Here is a 17,797-nt window from a genome sequence, read left to right as displayed (position 1 = left end):
GAGCGGACAGCAGCCAGACCAGCCAGATCGGGCTAACAATGAAGGAACGCAGCACCTTGGTGAATGCGTTCCTTTTTTATAGAACAAGAAGCCAGAAGCCAGAAGAAAGAAGCACTATCAATAGCTGAATATGAAACTGGAAGGGGACCGATTAGGGATGACGTTATCAGCTGGAAAAATCAATCGCCTCCGGCGGCAGCTTGCCGCTGGGTTATTTGCTGCTGTCCTGCTGGCAGGCCAGATACCGGCAGCGGGATGGGCGGCACCTGCGGAGCCGTCCGCAGCAGAGGCTTCAGCCGGAGCGGCCGGAGGGACAGGACAGCAGGATGAACCGGCCGCACTGCCTTTCCCTGATATTCAGGGAAGCTGGGCGGGCGCTGCCATCAGCAAATGGGCCGGGCTGGGACTTGTGGACGGCAGCGGAGGAGCCTTCCGGCCAGGCGATACGGTCAGCCGGGCAGAGTTCGCCAAGCTGGTGAATGCGCTGTTCGGCTTCAGCGCCCAATCAGCGGATAGCTTCCGCGACGTTCCGCCGGGCAAATGGTATGCGGAGCAGGTAAGGGCCGCCCGCCAGGCCGGGTATATGAACGGCTATCCGGGCGGGGAATTCAGGCCGGAGGCCGCTGTTACCCGGCAGGAGGCGGCTAAAATTGCCGCCGGCCTGTTCCCGCTCCCGCAGGCGGATGCCGCGAAGGAGCTGGGCGGTTTTAGAGACCGCCAGTCGATTGCCGGCTTCGCTGTGCAGCCGCTGGCCGACCTCGTATCCGCAGGAGCGGTCAAGGGCTTTGCGGACGGGACAATCCGGCCGCAGCAGCCGCTTTCCCGGGCGGAGGCGGTCGTGCTGCTGGACCGGCTCGCCGGCGAAATCATCTCCAGTTCCGGCGCTTATGAAGGAATACATGCGGCCGGCGGGCTGCTGATCGCAAGCGGGGGCACAGCTGTCTCAAACAGCGAGGTTCAGGGCAATGTGCTGATTACGGCAGGTGCAGGCGAAGAAGAAGTTTCCCTTGACGGCCTCCAAATAGCCGGAACGTTATATGTTAATGGAGGCGGAAGTCAATCCATTCATATTCACAATTCCAAGATCGGAACTATTATAGTGAACAAAGCTGGCGGTCCGGTCCGTGTCGTTCTGGAAGGCAGCTCCACTGTTGGGGAAGTGAGCATCTTGACCGGGTCGGTCTTTGAAGCCGGCGAACAGGCCAGTATAGACAGCTTGAACGTTGGAGCCGGGGCGGGCGGCACCCGGTTAAGCGTGAAAGGCACGGCAGGCCGGCTGACAACCCACGCTTCAGAAACAACGCTGAACGGTGTTTCGATTGAACCGGGAATAGATTTTGAGATTCAAGGCGGAGCAGCTGCCCAAATCGCACAGCCGGATTCGAGCCCTGCTCCGGCGGGCAGCAGTGCAGGCTCTGGAGCATCTTCTTCCGGTAGCGGAGGAAGCGGGGGCTCGGGCAGCGGAGGCTCGGGCGGCGGAGGCGGCAGCAATGGAGGCAGTACGGGAGGACAAACGCTGGCTGCACCGGTTCTGAGCCCGGACTTGGTCAACAGTGTGCTCGGCAGGGATCTTACCCTCACTTTTGAGGACAATTCCGCCTGGCGGCGCGCCATCACAAGCGTATCGGTGAACGGCCGCAGGCTGACCAGCGGTACGGACTATGAGACAGGTGCGGGTACTCTTGCGCTGAAAGCCTCCGTGTTCACTGCAGCCGGAGACCAGGCGGTCAGAATCAAGGCAGCCGGATATGCAGATGCCAGCGTCACGCAGCCGATGGGCAAATGGGAGCTCGTCTGGAATGACGAGTTTGACGGAACCGGCACCGAGCTGGACACGAACGGAGTGGACCTGAGCAAGTGGGGTTATCAGAACGGAACCGGTGCCGAATACGGGGTTGACGGCTGGGGCAACAACGAGCAGGAGTACTATACCAAAGATAATATCAAGGTCCAGGACGGCAGGCTGACTATTACAGCCAAGAAGCAGTCCATGGGCGGCAAGGCGTATACTTCGGGACGTCTTTGGACTTCGCCGACGTTCAGCAAGCAGTACGGAAGGTTTGAAGCAAGCATCAAAATGCCGGAAGGCAGCGGCCTGTGGCCGGCGTTCTGGATGATGCCGAAGGACAGCGAATACGGCGTGTGGGCATCCTCGGGCGAACTGGACATTATGGAAGCAAAGGGCCGCCTTCCGGAAGCTGTATCCGGAACCATTCACTATGGCAAGCCATGGCCGAACAATAAATCAACCGGCAAGGACTATACGTTCCCGGACGGCCAGTCGATCAGCAGCGGGTTCCACACCTATGCTGTGGAATGGGAGCCGGGTGAAATCCGCTGGTATGTGGACGGCAGCCTCTACCAGAAGGTAGATGAATGGAACAGCCAGGGCGCGGGACAGCCGGATAAATACGCATTTCCTGCCCCGTTTGATAAACCCTTCTATATCATTCTGAATATGGCCGTAGGCGGTAATTTTGACGGTAATGTGCTGCCGCCGGATTCCATGCTGCCTGCTGATATGGAAGTAGATTATGTAAGAGCTTATGAGCTGACCGGGAAGCCTTACAGAACACCGGTTGAACCCGTTTTGAATAAAGAGCCGGTTCCGGCAGAGGCCAGAACGCCTGTAGACGGAAGCTATATAGCGGATCCGGATTTCGAGCAGGGATTGACGGATATCGCGGCAAGCAGCCAGACGCTGTCAGCGGACAAATGGAACTTCCTGCATACGCCGGACTACGGAGGAGCAGGCTCGGCTTCCGTGGAGCAGCTGGACGGAAGAAACTATGCGAAGATCGTTCCGGTAAGCGCAGGCAGCCAGAATTATTCTCTGCAGCTCATTCAATATGCTCCGCTGGTAAGAGGTCATGTCTACAAGCTGAGCTTTGATGCCAAATCCACAGCCGAGCGCTCCATTGCAGTGAAAATGGCAGGCGACGGCGATAACGGCTGGGCCGCCTATTCAGACAGCTTTGACGTCAAGCTGCAATCCTCCGTGAAGCATTACGAATACCGGTTTGTAATGGGCGCCCAGACCGATTTGACGGCCCGGCTGGAATTCAATGCAGGCTTGAACACGAACCCGGTCTGGATCGGCAATGTCCGGCTGGAGGAGACGGACCAGGCTGTTGATCCGAATGGAGCCAAGACGCCGCTGGATGACGGCAACCATGTCTACAACGGCACTTTTGATTTGGGCACGATGGACCGGATGGAATATTGGAATTTTATCACTGAGGGGGCAGAGGCAGCGGCAAGTGTTGATGCAGATGCCCGGAAGCTGGAAGTAGACATCCAAAATGGAGGAAGCAGTCCTCAAGCCGTGCAGCTGGTGCAGAAGGGCATTAATTTGCTGCAAAGCGACACGTATGAGCTGACCTTCGATGCGGAAGCCGGCTCCCCGCGCAGCCTAGGAGTAAGGCTTGTCAGCAAGGACGGCAGCGCAGTATATGCCGGGCAGGAAGGGATTGCGCTAGGCACAGCTTCAGCCAGGCAGAAGGTTACTTTTACTATGCCGGTGCAGGTCAGTGATCCGGAAGGACAGCTTATCTTTGATCTGGGCGGCGGAGCGGCAGGCCATGCTTCCCTAACCCTGGATAACATCCGGCTCGTCCGCACGACTGACAACAACGTGGACTACTCCAAAGTAAGCCTGTACCCGCTGGTAAACGGGGATTTCTCTGCAGGATTAACCGGCTGGGAGCCGTTTACACAGGGAGCGGCGGCCGGCTTCAGTTCGGCGGATGGCACCGCGCAGGTGTCCGTAAGCTCCGTTGGAACGGAAGCCTGGAACATCATGCTGAACCAGTCCGGCCTGAATCTGACCAAGGGATTCACTTATGTGCTTGCCTTTGACGCCAAATCTACGGTTCGCCGCGACATGGAGGTAACGCTGGAAGACGCGGCTTACAACCGCCGGTTTGATTCCGGATTCATTAGTCTGGATACGGATTGGCAGCATTACGAATACACGGTGAAAGCAGCGGCTGATGACAATGTCGCCCTGAAATTCCTGCTGGGCAAAACGCCGCAGGCACCGGCCGGCTCCCACGACATCTCATTCCGCAGCATAGTGCTTGAAGTCCAGAATGCGCCATTGAAGCGGCCGCCTGCACTTTCGGAAGATACAGCGGATAACCGGGTCGGCCAGCAAATTGAACTGGTCTTCAAGGATAATGAAGCTTGGCGGACAGCCGTAAGCGGTGTATGGGTTGACGGCGCGGCGCTGGATGCCGGTGAATACACCATAGCGGAGGGAGCGGTTGTTCTTGAGCCGGAGGTATTCCCATCAGACGGCTCTTACAGAATTACCGTGAAAGCAGACGGCTATGCCGATACAAGTGTGACGCAGGCGCTGATTGCAAGCAATGGAAATCTGCTGGCCAATGGCGGCTTTGATCAGGGGCAGGACGGCTGGGAGCTGTGGACCGCGAACCCGGGCGATTCGGTCTTTGAGGTGAAGGACGGGGCCGCAGAGCTGACTATTCATTATTACGGCGGGCTGGATCCCCAGTGGGGCGTGCCTTTCAGCTGGTACACCCAGCTGATGCAGTCCGGTGTCAAGGTGGAGGCAGGTAAAACGTATGTGCTTTCTTTCCGGGCCTGGTCCAGCGTGGACCGTCCGATTCTGATTGAACTGACGGGATATAACAACAACCAGCAGCTGCCTTTCTCGATAACGGCTGATGAAGATAAGGTATACACGGCTGTATTGAAGCCTTCCGCAGACGCCGTTTTTACGCTGAAATATCTGCTCGGCAACGTCATTACCGCCAGCGAAACTACGCCCGATACGGAGCAGGTGCTTCACTTGGATGACATCAGGCTGCTGGAGGTTAAAGGAGCGCCGCAGCTGACGGCGGATACGGCGGATAATCAGGCGGGGAGCGGGATCGAGCTGACTTTCCCGGATGACGAGAGCTGGAGAAAGGCAATAACCGGCGTCAGCATCAACGGAGCAGAGGCACCAATGGATCTGGTGTCGGTTCTGCCGGGGAGCATCCTGCTGGATCCTTCGCTGTTCCCGGATTTGGGCAGCTATTCAGTCTCCGTTCAGGCTGATGGCTACGCAGACAGCACGGCAGAGCAGCTGATTTTGTCGGATTCGCCAAATGCAGCACTGGGCAAAGAGGCAGCAGCTTCAACCTCCGTCCAGTCAGCTTCTTTTGCGGTAGACGGCAATAAAGGCACACGCTGGGAATCGGCTTCAGAGGACCCGCAGTGGATCTCTGTCGATTTGGGAGGGCTTTACCTGATCGACTCGGTGCTGCTAAATTGGGAAGCCGCTTACGGGCGAACGTATAAGATTCAGATTTCAACGGCAGAACAGCCGGGCGAGAATGACTGGACGGACTGGTATACGGAAAATGCCGGCGACGGCGGAGCCGATCTGATCTTCGCTGCGGCTGCTGAAGCGCGCCATGTCCGGTTCTACGGGACATCCAGAGGCACGCAGTACGGCTATTCCCTGTGGGAGCTGGAGGTATATGGAAAAATCACGGGGGATGAGCAGGCTTCCATCACCCAGGATGCGCTCCTCCCTGATCCTGCCGCCGAAGGCTCGGAAGTCATCCAGGAAAACACTCAAGAAAACACTCAAGAAAACACTCAAGAAGGCACTCAGGAAGGAAATCCGGAAGGAAATCCGGAAGACACTCCGGAGGGCAGCGCTGCCAATCAGGATGTGAACCAGCCGGAAGACTCCGCCGGCCCTGACTCTGACTTGAATGCTGATCCAAATGCTGATCCGAACCCCGGCGAACTTACGAGCGGCAATTAGTAGTCCAAAAAAAGAGAGCAGCCCCGAGTCGCAAGCGACTTGGGGCTGCAGTCTGTTTGGCCGCCTATTATCGGCCATTCCGGCAGGCAGTTCGCGGACCGGTCATCGGCCCGGCCCGGCCCGGTTATTTTTCGTCAGCTAAACGGCACTGCTTATGGCAGGATATTGCCTGCAGCCATGTAAATTTCATACCATTCTTCACGGGTCAGCACAACTTCGCCGGCTTTCACGCAGTCCGCCAGACGCTCAGTGTTCATGGTGCCGGTAACCGGCTGCATCTTCGCAGGGTGGCGGAGCAGCCACGCAATGGCGATGGTTGTATTGCTGACGCTGTATTTTGCAGCGATTTCATCGATCTTCTTGTTCAGCTCAGGGAACTTCTCATTGCCCAGGAATACGCCTTCGAAGAAGCCGTATTGGAACGGAGACCAAGGCTGAATCGTGATATCGTGCAGGCGGCAGTAGTCCAGGATACTTCCGTCGCGGTCAATCGAGGAATGAACCTCCATGTTGACGTTGATCCCGTTGGAGATCATGTTGGCGTTCGTGATGCTCAGCTGCAGCTGGTTCGCTACAAGCGGCTGCTTCACATATTTCTTAAGCAGCTCAATCTGCATCGGCTTCTGGTTGGATACGCCGAAATGACGGACTTTGCCGGAGCTTTCCAGCTGGTCGAACGCTTCCGCCACTTCTTCGGGCTCAACCAGCGCATCCGGACGGTGCAGAAGAAGCACGTCAAGGTATTCGGTATTTAATCTTTTCAAAATGCCGTCCACTGAATTTAAGATATGCTCTTTGGAGAAATCAAACGCAATTCCCGGGCGGATGCCGCATTTGGACTGCAGAATGAGATTCTCGCGGACCGAAGGGCTCATATGTACAGCTTCAGCAAAAATCTCCTCACACGTTCCGCCGCCGTAAATATCCGCATGATCGAAGAAGTTGGCGCCGAGCTCCAGCGAGGACTGGACGAAACGTTCGGCTTCGTTTTTATCCAATGAATTTATACGCATGCAGCCAACGGCTACAACAGGAACTTCAAGTGAACTGGTTCCGAGCTTGATCTTTTTCATGATGATTTCACCCTCCATATTGTTTGAATGAGGTCTGCCGCATCATCCTGCAGCGCCGCCGCACAAGCAGAAGCAAACCGGTCTGCTATGTAAGCGATAACACTTTTGCCGGACTGAAACCGCTTAACCCTTGTCTATTGTGACACGCACGGGTGGCGGATTCAAGGGCTATTCTGTTTTTGCTGAGAACGAAGAAAAAAACAGCTGATCTTGTAAAATTTTCGTGTCAATATGCCGCAGATTTTGTATGATGGAGGTGAAAGCATTTTTAATGGGAAATGTCAGAGGGGAAGTCCGTTAATGAATTTGAGATTTAGAAAGCTAATGATTACCTATATTTTGGCCACGGCTGCATTATTGCTTCTGCTGAATGCGATTTACTATTACACCATGAGAAATACGCTGCTTGACGGACAGAAGCAAAATATAGAGATTATGACTTCCCATATTAAATCATCTTTGGAAATTACACAAAAAGGGGAAATGCTCTTTGAGGATGCCTTGGCGGACAAGCTGCGGATTGCGGCCATAACGGCCCAAAGCATGCTGCCCCACAAACTCGAAGACGTGACGAACGAGCAGCTTGTAGAGGTAAAGGACAAACTGGGCATTGAAGGGCTTACCCTGTTCAAATATTTGAAGGATCAAAATAACTTTGTCGGCGCAAAATCGACAGACCCTAAAGAGATCGGCCTGACTACGGAAACCTGGGGCAGCGGCAAATGGAACAAAGTGTTTGCGGAGCTGATGGAGAAGCATGAGGCCACCCCTATTCAAAATTTCGGGGAGAACCTGCCCCACTTCTGGGCCGGTCCCTACGATACGTCTTCCGCAGATCCTACCCGGATCAGCAAATGGGGATACTACAACGACGGCACGACGGATTATCTGATTGATCCCTATATTTCGGAAGACATTATTAACCGGTTCCATGAGCAGGCAGGCGTAGAATTTAATATTTCGGATCAGGTGAAGAACAACCCGCTTGTACTGGAAGTCGGCATCCTCAACGATAAAATCCTGCAGGGGGACTGGAAGGCCCCGAATCCGGACAACCCGGTCTGGCATTCGGAGCGGATGGTGCTGTACGGGGAATATACATATACTTCCGATGACGATCAGAAGCTGGCGGAAGAGGCTTTTGACGGGATGAAGAAGGTTCATAAGGTGATGGAGATTAACGGGAGAATGGTGCTTCGCACCTATTCCCCGATCACGCTGCAGGATAATGTGAACAAAGGCTTTGACCGCATGCTGATCATCGTCACTTCGGATATGGACAAGATGACCTCTGATCTGGTCCACAAGGAAATCCGGATGTCCATCGTAGGTTTGGTGTTTGTGCTGATCGGAGCGCTGATGCTGGTTGCCGTTGTGCGGTATATCCGCAGACAGACCGAGCTTGTGGACGATGTGCAGAATATGTACCTGCAGAATATCGAGAGTTTGTTCAAGACCGTGAAGGAGTACCGGCACGACTTTGTGAACCATATTTTCGCTATGTCGGGTCTCGTCAAGATCAAGAAATACGACGAGCTGGAACAGTATCTGCACAGCTTGTCGCACATCAACAAGTCCCTGAATGATATTATTGATATTCCGATTCCGGCTTTTAACGGGCTGATTCAGGCGAAGATGGCCCAGGCTATGGAACGAAAAATCCAGTTCGAATACCGGTTCACCCAGTTTGATTCGCTGAATCTGGACATCATGAAGATTACCAATCTGGTGCGGGTTGCAGGCAACCTGATTGATAATGCTTTCTATGCCGTTCAGGAGGAGGAGGAAGACAAACGCCGGGTAACGATTTTGTCCTACATTGAGCAGAAGACCCTGATCATGCAGGTGCTTAACACCGGTGAACCGATTCCGGAAGAGATTCAGGAGAAAATTTTTGAACACGGCTTCTCCACCAAGCCGAAGAAGAGCAACAGCGGGCTGGGGCTTGCCATCGTTCAGCAGATTACATCGGACTATAACGGACGAGTGCTGCTGGAGAGCAGCAGTGAGATGACCTGCTTTACGATTGAAATTCCGTTAGGTCCGAAAGAGCTGGTTCAGCAGGAATCGCCTGTCTCCAGGCAGGATCAGTCTGCGGTCGGCAATTAATTGAAATGACATTAATCGAAATGACAGCTTTGTCCGGTTATCCGGGGCAGAGCTGTTTTTTTTGTGCGGATGAATTCAAATGAATTTTCCTTAATTGAGTTGACTTCATGAACAGTGAGGTATAAAACTGAATTGTACACAATGTATATGAATCCCATATAAGGAGCGGTTCATTATGAAAATTGAATTTGTTTCGATGCTGTACAGCGATCATGTCCTTTTGAAAGACAGACGCAGCAGCATTAATGAGGCCGTATAAACAGGATGGCGGCGGATCTTCATTACAGACAGCCGAAAAGCCTGCTGAATAAAGGGACTGGGTTCCTGGCCGGTTACACGCATTCGCTAAACCCTTACACGGGCTGCTCATTTGCCTGCTCCTACTGCTATGTCCGGCAGATGCCGGTTTCGCTGTTTCGCGGTCAGGAATGGGGCAGCTGGCTGGATGTAAAGCTCGGGGCGGCAGAACTGCTCGCCAAAGAGCTTCAGCGGGCGAAGAAGAAAGGGAAAGTGACGATCTTTATGTCGTCCAGCACTGACCCTTACCAGCCGGTGGAATATAAAGAGCGGGTTACAAGGAGCCTGCTTGAGGTCATGGTCTCTGAGCCGCCTGATTTCCTGCTTGTGCAGACGCGGAGCCCTTTAGTGACCCGGGATACGGATTTGCTGCAGCAGCTTGGAGACCGCGTCCGGGTCAGCATGACGGTCGAGACGGATCTGGATCAGATCCGGCGCCATTTTTCCCCTTATGCACCGCCGATTGCAGCCCGGCTGAAAGCGCTCGAGCGTTTAGAGGAGGCAGGCATTGCTACCCAGGCTGCCATCGCCCCGGTGCTGCCGGGCAGCCCTGAGTTTGCGTACAAGCTGGCCAAGGTGACGAACCGGGTCTGCGTGGATGACTATTTTATGGGAGACGGCAGCGGCGGGAAACGGACAGGCCGGATGGGGCTCTCCGCCCTGTACAGGCAGCTAGGCATGGAGGAATGGTTTACTCCTACCGCCTATTTGCGCGTTTATGAGCAGATGAAGGAAGTGTTTGGCGATGAACACGTGTTTGTGAGCCAGGAAGGGTTTGAGCCATGAGCTTGGAGCTTGGAGCTTGGAGCCTTGAGCTTTGAGCCTTGAGCCTGGAAGCCCTGGCTTTCGAATATTATCGCACTGCCGCGTTTGATTGACTTCAAACGGAAAGCCGCGTTATATTTGGGGGAGCTTTTTTATAGGACAAGGGGAGAGGACAATGGCAGGTTCACCAGACGTTTTTCCAATCGGTAAATTATCCCTTTTGCTTGCCATCCTGCAGGAACATGAATGGCGCAGCGAAGTGGAGAAGCAGTTGACCGAGCAGGGCTACCGGTACACGATCGGCCGGGTTGGCGCGATGGATATTACGAAGGTTGTGGCTGCCATGGAGACGGCGGCGAAGAACAACGGCATTATTGACAGCAGTTCCTATCGTGAGATACACGCGGTCTACCACGCGATTATTGAAGCTATTCAGGCTTTGGGTCGCGGTGTAACCCAGTTCGGAGAGATTCTGCGGACGGTCGGCTTGACCTTTGCCATTGTGCGCGGGAAGCTGGAGGGCTCGGTCAAGCACGAAGGCGAATGGATTGCGGTCAGCGTCTATGGCACCATCGGTGCGCCGAAAAAAGGATTTGAACACGAAGCCGTCGGCTTTGGGTTTAATCATATTTAAGGCTGAACAGGTCCTGCCAGCAAGCCTGTTTGGATATTTTAGCAGATTCAGCACAGCATTAGCCGGAACCCATTCCATTTTGGTATGGGCTTTTTTTATTATCATTTAAAGCTGCAGGTGGAACCGGCATGAATAATCTTCAGACTGCAGCGCTGGCCGGTACGGCGGAGCTGAAATAGGCCGTGTAATCGTGCCTTTTTAAGGCTGTATTCAGCATCGCGGCGTATAATACGGCGTGCATAAGGATAACAGCCATCTCCCGGAGGTTCATGCCCAAAGCCAAGCTTTATCGTCCCCTGTGAAAATGTTACAATAATATTATTTGCCGGACCTAAAGGGGTCCGCAGGAGGATTTTCGGCCAGCATGAGATCATACGGGAGAGGAAATAAGGTGGTTAGCAGATGAATCGGCAAAGACCAAAGCTTGGCATTGTAGTGCCTTGTTATAATGAAGAGCCAGTGATTGAGGAAACGGTGCGGCAGCTGAGCGAAGTGCTCACCTCGCTGATGCGGGAAGAGCTGATTACCCAGGACAGCTTCCTGCTGTTTGTGAACGACGGGAGCGCCGACCGGACCTGGGAACTGATCGAGCAGCTCCACGACCGGTATCCGTGGGTATCCGGATTAAAGCTGGCGGCCAATGTGGGGCATCAGAACGCGCTGCTGGCAGGACTGATGCAAGCGAAGGACCGCTGCGACTGTACGATTTCCATTGATGCGGATCTGCAGGACGACGTGAGGGTTATCCGCGATTTTGTGCTGAAATACCGGGAAGGCTATGAAATCGTGTACGGCGTCCGCAGAAAGAGAGACACGGATACCTGGTTCAAACGGAATTCGGCGCTGGGCTTCTACAGACTGATGAAGAGCATGGGGCTGAAGGTGGTTCACAATCATGCCGATTACCGGCTGATGAGCCGGGCGGCGCTGGAGCATCTCTCCAAATTCCGGGAGGTCAATCTGTTCCTCAGGGGTCTGGTGCCGCTGATCGGCTTGAAATCGACAGAGGTGTACTATGACCGGCTCGAACGGTTTGCGGGAGAATCGAAATATCCGCTTAAGAAAATGATCAACTTCGCGCTGGAGGGCATCACCTCGCTCAGCGTCGAGCCGATCCGGTTTGTAACAGGCTCCGGCTTTCTGTGCTTTGGCATCAGCCTGATCGTAGGAATCTATTCGCTGATCTCCAAGCTGATGGGCAACACGGTGTCCGGCTGGACTTCCCTCATGCTGTCCGTCTGGTTTATCGGCGGCATGGTGCTGATTTCCCTTGGCTTGATTGGGGAATATGTCGGAAAAATCTACAAAGAGGTGAAGAGCCGCCCGCTCTACCTCATTGAACGTGATCTGCCGGCGCAGAATACTTCTGGCGCGGCCGCTTCCAAAGGGCTGGGGGCAGAGCAGGTGAACGGATATGGCCGCTAACTTCAGGCAGCTGTTTCAACATGGACTGATTCGTTTTATTATCGTTGGTGTTGTAAATACGGTAATCGGCCTCACCGTTACGTTCATCTGCCTGAATGCGCTTGGCCTCAACTACTGGGCGTCGACGCTGATCGGCAACGCGGTGGGAGCCGTCAACAGCTATTTTATGAACAAGAGCTTTACCTTTAAATCCAAAGCAAGCATCGGCTCAACAGCCTGGAAGTTTATGCTGATTACGGCAGTCTGCTATTTTGCGGCATACTGGATCGCCGGTAAGGCGGCAGACATTGGACTGGATTGGGTTCTGCCCGGTGCAAGCGGCCGTTTGAAAGATAACGCGGCTGCGCTGATCGGCAGCGGCTTGTACACCATTCTTAATTATTTTGGCCAGAAGAAAATAACTTTTACGGACAAGAGCACTGCATCCGGCGAACCGGAGGCTCTAGCTCCGGAAAGAGAGGAATCCGGCATATTATGAGAAAATGGCTTACCGCCGAAACCTTCGCGGTTTTGGCGGGCTTTTGCGTGTTATTGTACATACTGATCGGCAAGCCCTTTGTGGGCGTTGCCGACAATGGAGATTTCCTGCGGATTATGAGCTCAATCGGGCTCAATTACTATGATGGCAGCGAGAGCTATGACGACCGGTTCTTCGGCTATGCGCACCAGTACTTCGCTTACGATACTTTCTTCCGGGGCTTCTACCCGTCCTCCCAGCTGATTATCGTGGCGGCTGCGCGGCTGATCGGCGGTCTGGTTCATCCGGACGCCTTCGACATCCGCATTCTTGGCATGCTGTACGGCCTGCTGCTGCTGGCAGCCACCTGGATCATTGTCCGCAGCGGCAAATCCGGCTCCCGGGTTGTGGCTGTTATCCTGGCGCTCAGCATGCTGTTTGTCTTCTATGACATCGGATATCTCGCCTATTTCAACTCGTTATTCGGCGAGCCGGTATCGCTTGTTTCGATGCTGCTTTCAATTGGAATCGGGCTTTGGCTGACGCAGCAGAAGCAGCCTTCCAAGAAGGTGCTCTGGCTGTTCTTTATCGCGGCCTTTGTCCTGACCACCTCCAAGCTGCAAAATGCGCCGATTGGCATCGCTTATGCGCTGATCGGGCTGCGGTTTATGAGGCTGCGCGGTGACTTCAGCTGGCGGCGGCTGACGATCTGGCTCTCCGCTTCGCTGTGCGTCATTTCCGTTGTGCTCTACGTGGCAGCGCCGAAGGAATTGAAGCATATTAACCTGTACCAGACGGTATTCTACGGCGTTCTTAACGATTCTCCGGACGTCAAGGGCGATTTGAAGGAGCTGGGGCTGCCGGAGCGGCTGGAGGTGCTGGCCGGAACGAATTATTTTCAGTCCGGAACGGCGATCAAGCAGGATGATCCGTCGCTGAGCGGGGATTTCTACAGCCGGGTCTCCCATATGGATGTCTTGATGTTCTATATCAAACACCCGTCCAGATTTATCAGCAAAATGGAGTACGCCGCTTCCAACGGGATGAGCATCCGCCCGTATTATTTGGGTACTTATCTGAAGAGCGAGAACAAGCCGCCAAGAGCCTTGGACTACACTTACAGTACCTGGAGCGAGTTTAAGAACAAGCATGTACCGCATACGCTGTGGTTTATCGTTCTGATCTATGTGCTCTACTACGGGATTGCGCTGCTTGAATATTTCCGCCATTCCGGGACGGCCAGCCGAATCCGGGGCGAACTGCTGATGCTGATCGGCCTGGTCGGACTGTTCAGCTTTCTGGTGCCGATTCTCGGAGACGGCCAGGCGGACATGGGCAAGCATCAGTTTATGTTTAACGTCTGCTTTGATATGATGCTCGTGACCGGGCTTGCCTGGATCGTTTATCAGGTGGTGAACCTGCCGGTTTGGCGCAGACGCTAAGATGGAAAAAGCCGTCTTCTTCCGGGCATTACGCTCCGGTATAGAAGGCGGCTTTTTGGTGCGTGATTTACATCAAGGCATGCAGCACAAAGTTGGCTGTAAACAGGACGGTGATGACATACATGACGGTTTTGACCTCCCGGCCCCTGCGGGCTGCAAGCTTGGCAACGGGATAAGCGATGAATCCGAATGCCATGCCGTCGATAATGCTGTAGGTGAACGGGATCATCACCATCACCAGGAAAGCAGGGAAAGCTTCCGTAAAATCGCGGAAATCCATCTGCTGGATATTCTGCACCATCAGGCTGCCGATCAGGATCAGCACCGGCGCGATCGCACTGTCCGGAATGTAGGTCAGCAGCGGGATGAAGAAGAAGGTGGCCCCGAACAGGAGGGCCGTGACAAACGGCGACAGGCCTGTCCGTCCGCCGGCGGCAATGCCGGCGGAGCTTTCCGCTGCGGCAACGGTCGGGCTGCTGCCAAAGATGCCGGCGAGAATGTTCGAAATCGACAGGGCGCGCAGGGCGCCGGTAAAATTCTCGGGACGGTCAATCATCCGCGTCTGCGCTACGATAAGGCCGATATTTTCAAAGACGATAATGAGCAGCAGCAGGAACACGGCAATCCAGAACGCCAGCGATGCAATGGAGCCATAGGACAGGTGAGCGAACAATTCGCCGTACTGCTGCAGCGGCTGGCCTTCCATTTTGGCGGAGGAGGGGCGGGAGGCTCCCAGCACATAAGCGAGAACAGTGCCGACCAGAATACTGATCAGGAGATCCCCTTTCACCTTGCGGACAAACAGAACCAGCGCAAGCAGCAGCGTAATGCAGGCCGTGATGACGTTCGGGTCGCTGAAATGCCCGATGGTGACGAAGGTGGTCTGGTGCGCAATGACGATCCCGCTTTTCTGCAGGCCGATAAAGGTCAGAAACAGGCCGATGCCGACCGTGATGCCATGCTGCAGGTTGTGCGGGATGGCTTCACTGATTTTTTTGTAAAGGGAAGAGAAAGCCAGCACCGCAAACAAGATGCCGGCGGTCGTTGTCACGGCAAGTGCTTCCTGCCAGCTTAGTTTCATGGAATGCACAAGTGTATAAGTGAAGAAGGCGTTGATACCCATACCGGGCACAACAATAATCGGCGACTTCCCCCAGAAAGCCATGAGCAGGCAGCCTGCCATGGAAGTAAGGATGGTGCCCACCATTGCGGCCTGAAGCGGCATCCCCGCATCGTTCAGAATCGTGGCGTTAACCATAACGATATACACAACCGAGAAGTAAGAAATCAGCCCCGCGAAGATTTCCTTCCTGACGCTGTGCTGCCCGGGGTTAAATCCCAGACTTCCAGACAGCCAATGTTGTTTCATGTCTTACCTAAACCCCCATTCATTCTAGCTGAAAAAAATAACAGCATATGTAAGCATACAATTGTGTTTCTGCCAGCACAAGGAATTCTTCTTCATTATGCCCATGTTTTTGAAAAGGAGTGCGTTTTGGAAAAAGAGTATTCCTAAACATATGTGTTAGAATACATTACACAATCTTGAATAAAAACTTACTTTTTGCCTGAAAACTATTGACTTAGCACTCTTGATGCCTATAATAAAACTCATACGAAGCAGTTTTTGCAGTTTGATTCAGCGTTTAATTCATTATTAAGTCAGAAATGCTGACACAATAGATTTAATACGGTGAATCGGAATGTTCAGGCGGGCAGCGGCCCAAGCAGGACCTTCTCTCGTTCTCTGTCCGGGGAATGAGGAAGTTGGGACGCTGCAGAATCGCTTGTCTTCATCGAACAAGAGAACAGCAGAGTAAGGTCCCCGTGCCGCCGGCTGCGAACTACCCTCTTTCCTCCGGCGGCAGGACCATCATCTTGTTAGAACTGTTCCGGAGGCAGCAAGGCTGGGGCCTCCGCTGAACATTTCCTCCCATACAACCCTTTAGTGCCGGATTGGAAGCTGACGCAAGTGCCCAGGAGCATACGCGTACAGGAGCTGATCCGGCGATTTTTTTTGTAATCTCTTTTTGTAATCTTAATGTTTAATGTTAAAATTGGACTATCTGCACATGCGGTTTTACATGCTTTTATGCTAAAATTCCGTATAATGTGATTTCGGTATCATTGGTTTTTGCCGAAAATGAAACCGCTAGGGGGATCCGGTTTTGATTAAGGTATTAATTGTGGATGACGAACCGAAAGTCCGTGAAGGATTGAAAGCGATTATTCCATGGGAATCCTGCGGATTTACCGTGGCTGGGAGCGCTTCTAACGGGCTTGAAGCGATTGATAAATATGAAGAACTCAAACCAGAGCTGGTGGTTGCGGATATCCGGATGCCGGGAATGGACGGACTGCAGCTGATTCAGACACTGCGGGAACGGGACGAGAAGCTGCACATTCTCATCCTCAGCGGGTACGCGGACTTTGATTATGCCAAGAAAGCAATTGCGCATAGAGCGGACGGATATTTGCTCAAGCCTGTAGATGAAGAGGAAATGGTTGCTTATCTGGAGAAGATCCGGAACGATTATCAGCAGGAGCATGAGAAAGAACAGTGGGACCATGTATCCGTGAAATGGAGCAGGGACATCTTCATTCAGTCGCTACTTACACAGCCGGGGGAAGAAGAGCAGCGCGGGCTTGAGGCGAAGGCGGAGAGTCTTGGCTTGAAATGGAGAGAATATCAGGTCATGCTGATTGATTACCGCACTCAGGCGGGAAAAGTGAGCGATATGGGAATGCTTGAGGAAGCGGAGAAGAAGCTCGGCGACTATTTTGAACAAGCCGGGCGGGGAGTCAGCTTCTCCATTCATTTTCAGTCCGGGATTCTCCTTAAAACTGCTGTAATCGGGGAGCAGATGCGCAGACAGCTTTCGGACGAAATTGCCTCAGCGCTTGAGGGAAGCCGGGTAGAGGCTGCGGCGGCGCTTGGCCCGCTTGTAAGGTCTTTAGAAGAGGTTCATCTGTCGTTTGAATCGGCGCGGGATCTGCTCAAGCATGCCTTTTTTGCAGCAGAAGGCGGGATTTTGAGCGCGGAAAGCGGATGGATGCCCCATCCGGCCGGAGAGGCGGCCCAGCCCGATCATCTGGAGGACAAGCTGTACTATGCGGTAGACATCGGCAATAAAGAAGCCTTTGACCCTTTAATTCGTTCCGCCGGGGAATGGCTTACGTCTTCCGGCGCCTCGGAAGCGGACATCAAGCGGTATTATGCGGAGCTGCTGAGCAGCCTGCTGACCCGCCTGTCGATCAACTACGAGGTGCTGAGCAGCTCCCTCAAGGAATATACGGACAGAATTGCACTTGTTTATCAGCAGAGAAATCTTCAGGCATTATATAAACATGTCCATTTGCTGCTGGCACAGGTTGCTGAACCGCTGTCTGCCCGGTCACAGGGCCAGGATATCAAAGCGCTGCTGGATTTCATTCACCGGAATTTCGGCCAGAACCTGAAGCTTGAGACGCTTGCAGGCGTATTTAATTACAACACCGCTTACCTTGGCAAAGTGTTCAAGAATGCAACCGGCGAATACTTCAACACCTATCTTGACAAAGTCCGGATTGAACACGCCAAACAATACCTGCAGCAGGGAATGAAGGTATACCAGGTCGCCGAGAAAGTCGGCTATACGAACGTAGATTATTTCCACAGCAAATTCCGCAAATATGTCGGCACTTCGCCTTCCTCCTACCGGAAGCATGGCGATCAGGCATGTGAAGGTGCCGAGCAAGCGGATGATTAAATAATGAAATAACGAAATAACGAAATAACGAAATAACGAAATAACGAAATAACGAAATAACGAA

General features: G+C 53.5%; 11 protein-coding genes. 8 read left to right on the top strand and 3 right to left on the bottom strand.

Annotated features, from left to right (window positions below; all coding sequences use genetic code 11):
- The first annotated feature begins 157 nt into the window (after nt 1-157).
- Nucleotides 158-5,782, top strand: coding sequence for a hemoblobin-interacting domain-containing protein (locus FCN15_RS02450; protein ID WP_162515270.1), 5,625 nt, complete (start codon nt 158-160; stop codon nt 5,780-5,782).
- A gap of 152 nt (nt 5,783-5,934) precedes the next feature.
- Here the strand turns inward: FCN15_RS02450 and FCN15_RS02445 are convergent, their stop codons facing one another.
- Nucleotides 5,935-6,855 (bottom strand): aldo/keto reductase, encoded by a 921-nt coding sequence (locus FCN15_RS02445; RefSeq protein ID WP_138493332.1) that lies wholly within the window; start codon nt 6,853-6,855, stop codon nt 5,935-5,937.
- Nucleotides 6,856-7,155: 300 nt separating this feature from the next.
- Between FCN15_RS02445 and FCN15_RS02440 the strand changes: the two genes are divergently transcribed.
- The 3 genes from FCN15_RS02440 (at nt 7,156) to hutP (ending at nt 10,660) form a co-directional block, all read left to right on the top strand.
- Entirely contained in the window at nt 7,156-8,964 is a 1,809-nt protein-coding gene (locus tag FCN15_RS02440) for a sensor histidine kinase (RefSeq protein ID WP_162515269.1), read from the top strand.
- Between the two features lie 264 nt (nt 8,965-9,228).
- Nucleotides 9,229-10,047, top strand: a complete 819-nt coding sequence (locus FCN15_RS02435; protein ID WP_138493330.1) for an SPL family radical SAM protein — start codon at nt 9,229-9,231, stop codon at nt 10,045-10,047.
- A gap of 154 nt (nt 10,048-10,201) precedes the next feature.
- On the top strand, nt 10,202-10,660 hold the full coding sequence (hutP, locus tag FCN15_RS02430; protein WP_138493329.1) for a hut operon transcriptional regulator HutP: 459 nt from the start codon (nt 10,202-10,204) through the stop codon (nt 10,658-10,660).
- A 139-nt stretch (nt 10,661-10,799) separates the two neighbouring features.
- On the opposite strand, the gene FCN15_RS19100 is transcribed toward hutP, so the two are convergent.
- A complete protein-coding gene (locus FCN15_RS19100) occupies nt 10,800-10,943 on the bottom strand; it encodes a hypothetical protein (RefSeq protein ID WP_162515268.1) in 144 nt (47 codons plus the stop codon).
- Between the two features lie 119 nt (nt 10,944-11,062).
- Between FCN15_RS19100 and FCN15_RS02425 the strand changes: the two genes are divergently transcribed.
- From FCN15_RS02425 to wsfD, 3 genes are read left to right on the top strand one after another with little or no spacing between them, the layout of a single operon-like run.
- Nucleotides 11,063-12,085 (top strand): glycosyltransferase family 2 protein, encoded by a 1,023-nt coding sequence (locus FCN15_RS02425; RefSeq protein ID WP_138493328.1) that lies wholly within the window; start codon nt 11,063-11,065, stop codon nt 12,083-12,085.
- A complete protein-coding gene (locus FCN15_RS02420) occupies nt 12,075-12,563 on the top strand; it encodes a GtrA family protein (protein ID WP_138493327.1) in 489 nt (162 codons plus the stop codon). Before FCN15_RS02425 ends, FCN15_RS02420 begins: the two co-directional genes overlap by 11 nt.
- Nucleotides 12,560-13,984, top strand: coding sequence for a glycan biosynthesis hexose transferase WsfD (wsfD, locus tag FCN15_RS02415; RefSeq protein ID WP_138493326.1), 1,425 nt, complete (start codon nt 12,560-12,562; stop codon nt 13,982-13,984). Before FCN15_RS02420 ends, wsfD begins: the two co-directional genes overlap by 4 nt.
- A gap of 67 nt (nt 13,985-14,051) precedes the next feature.
- Here the strand turns inward: wsfD and FCN15_RS02410 are convergent, their stop codons facing one another.
- On the bottom strand, nt 14,052-15,353 hold the full coding sequence (locus FCN15_RS02410; protein WP_138493325.1) for an NCS2 family permease: 1,302 nt from the start codon (nt 15,351-15,353) through the stop codon (nt 14,052-14,054).
- A gap of 799 nt (nt 15,354-16,152) precedes the next feature.
- Here FCN15_RS02410 and FCN15_RS02405 point away from each other — a divergent pair.
- Nucleotides 16,153-17,733: a response regulator transcription factor gene (locus FCN15_RS02405; RefSeq protein ID WP_138493324.1), complete on the top strand. Its 1,581-nt coding sequence runs from the start codon at nt 16,153-16,155 to the stop codon at nt 17,731-17,733.
- Nucleotides 17,734-17,797 lie beyond the last annotated feature (64 nt).

The sequence above is a fragment of the Paenibacillus pinistramenti genome (genome assembly GCF_005869875.1).
GTDB classification, from domain to species: domain Bacteria; phylum Bacillota; class Bacilli; order Paenibacillales; family Paenibacillaceae; genus Fontibacillus; species Fontibacillus pinistramenti.
The sequence above is the reverse complement of the archived record's forward strand: the minus strand, read 5'-3'. Positions and strand labels throughout refer to the sequence as shown.